This is a genomic window from Longimicrobium sp. (assembly GCF_036554565.1).
In the GTDB taxonomy this organism is placed as follows: Bacteria; Gemmatimonadota; Gemmatimonadetes; order Longimicrobiales; family Longimicrobiaceae; genus Longimicrobium.
The window spans coordinates 1-2,034 of record NZ_DATBNB010000421.1; the positions used below are offsets into that span (position 1 = coordinate 1).

At 71.8% G+C, this 2,034-nt stretch carries 1 protein-coding gene; it reads left to right on the forward strand.

Annotation, left to right across the window (positions count from 1 at the left end):
- Positions 1-1,780: TonB-dependent receptor plug domain-containing protein (locus VIB55_RS11500; protein WP_331876805.1), on the forward strand; the 1,780-nt coding region annotated here is incomplete at its 5' end.
- Positions 1,781-2,034 lie beyond the last annotated feature (254 nt).

Here is a 2,034-nt window from a genome sequence, read left to right on the forward strand (position 1 = left end):
GCCGAAGCCCGACAGCGTCCCGGCCGATTCCACGCTTCCCGCGCCGAACTTTCCGCTCTTTCCCGAGGGCCGGGTGGAGGGGTTCGGCGCCGGCATGTGGGTGTTCGGCGCCAGGGAACTGGGGCGCTTCCACGGGCTTTCGCTGCTGGAGCTGCTGGACCGCATCCCCGGGCTGGTGGTCACCCGCGAGGGAAGCCCCGGCCGCCCGGCGGGGGTCGCCAGCTACGGTGGAGGCGGCGGGCGGCTGCGCGTGTTCATGGACGGATGGGAGATGCCACCCCTGCTCGCGTCCAGCCCCGAGCTGCAGCGCATTCCTTTAGTGGACGTGACGGAGGTCCGCGTCACCCGCGGGCTGGCGGAGACGCGGGTGGACATCCAGACCATCCGCCTTTCCGACCGGCGGCCGTTCGCGCAGATCGATGGCGGTGAGGGCGACCTCGGCACGCGCGTGCTGCGCGGACTCTTTACCCGGCCGCTCGGGGGCCGCCTGATCGGCGCGGTGGGGCTGGACCTGGTGGAGACGCGCGGGTATCGCAACGCCGAGCCGTTCAACGAGAACACGGTATTCACGCGGCTGAGCTACGCGTTCACCCCCAACCACGCGCTGCAGCTCGACTATCGGACGACGGCGATCACCGCCAACCGAAGACTCGTGCTCCTGGGGGCGGACAGCCTGCCGCGCGAGGAGTACGACCGGGGCGAGCTGCTGCTGCGCGGCCGTGGACGGTTCTTCGGCCGGGTGTGGCTGGACGGGGCGCTGGGCCGCAGCTGGCAGACGACGGTGGACGAGGTGACCCTCGAGCGCGAAGCCGTGCAGGCCTACGCGCGGGCGGCGCTGGACGTGCCGCTGGGCACGTTGACGGGCGCGGTCCGCTGGCGGCAGGTGGACGCCGAGGGATTCACGGCGAACGGCACGGAGCTGTCCGCGCGTGCCGAGCTGGCGCCGCTGCCCTTCGTCGCCGCCTGGGGCGAGGTGCGCGCCACCTCGTGGGGCGGCGTCACCGGGCTGGAGCTGGAGGCGTCGGGCCGCGCGGGGCCGTGGGGCGGGGTGTCCGTCTTCGGCTCGCTGGCGTCGGGGAACCGCGGGATCAACGCCTGGGTGAACGACACCAGCATCGTCCGCAACCTGGGGCACGTCATCAACCCCGACATTCCCGAGTTCGACACGCTGACGGTGGTGCGGTTTCCGGGGATCGACGCGCGCGTGAACGGCGTGCGCGCGGGCGCCGAATGGTCGCGCGGCCCCCTGCAGGCGGGTGCCGCGTTCGTGGCGCACGACCTGAGCACCGTGGCCCCGTTCGGCTTCTGGTTCGACCGCGGGCAGCCCGCCGTCAGTGGCGGCACGGTTTCCGGGATCGAGGCCTTCACCAGTTTTCCCGTGCTCGTGCGGCAGATCCGTGCGGACGTGCAGTACACGGACTTCTTCACCACACCCGAGCGGCCGTACACGCCCGCGCGGTTCGGGCGTGCGGCGCTGGAGTACCACTGGATCTACCGCGGCGGCAACCTGGAGCCGACGATCCGCGTGGAGATGGTCGCGCGCGACGCGGCGACGCTGCTGAATCCCGAAACAGGTGTGCCGGACGTGCTGACGAACCGGTACGCACTCTTCAACCTGTTCGCGCAGGTGCGTGTGCTCGACGTTCGCGCGTTCTGGCGTCTGGACAACCTGCTCAACCTGAACACGGCATTCGACGTCGTTCCGCGCGACCTGACCGGCCTCGCCGGGCTGCCTGGGGCCCGCGCCATGTTCGGCGTGAGGTGGTTCTTCCGGGATTGATCCAGGATCGGGGCGCGTGGAGCCGGGTTCGGTGCTCGGGCCGGCGCCCCCCATCCCCAGCCCTTCCCCCGCAAACTGCGCGGGGGAAGGGAGCCAGTCGAGTGCGCGTGGCCAGCCGAAGCGCGATTCAGGTCTCCCCCTCCCCTGCGCAGCGGGGGACGGGGGCCGGGGGGAGAGGGCTCCCGCGGCATGCACCGGCACAGCGTCGAACCCATCCGAAGTTCCCCCCTCTCCCGGCGCAGTTTGCCGGGGGA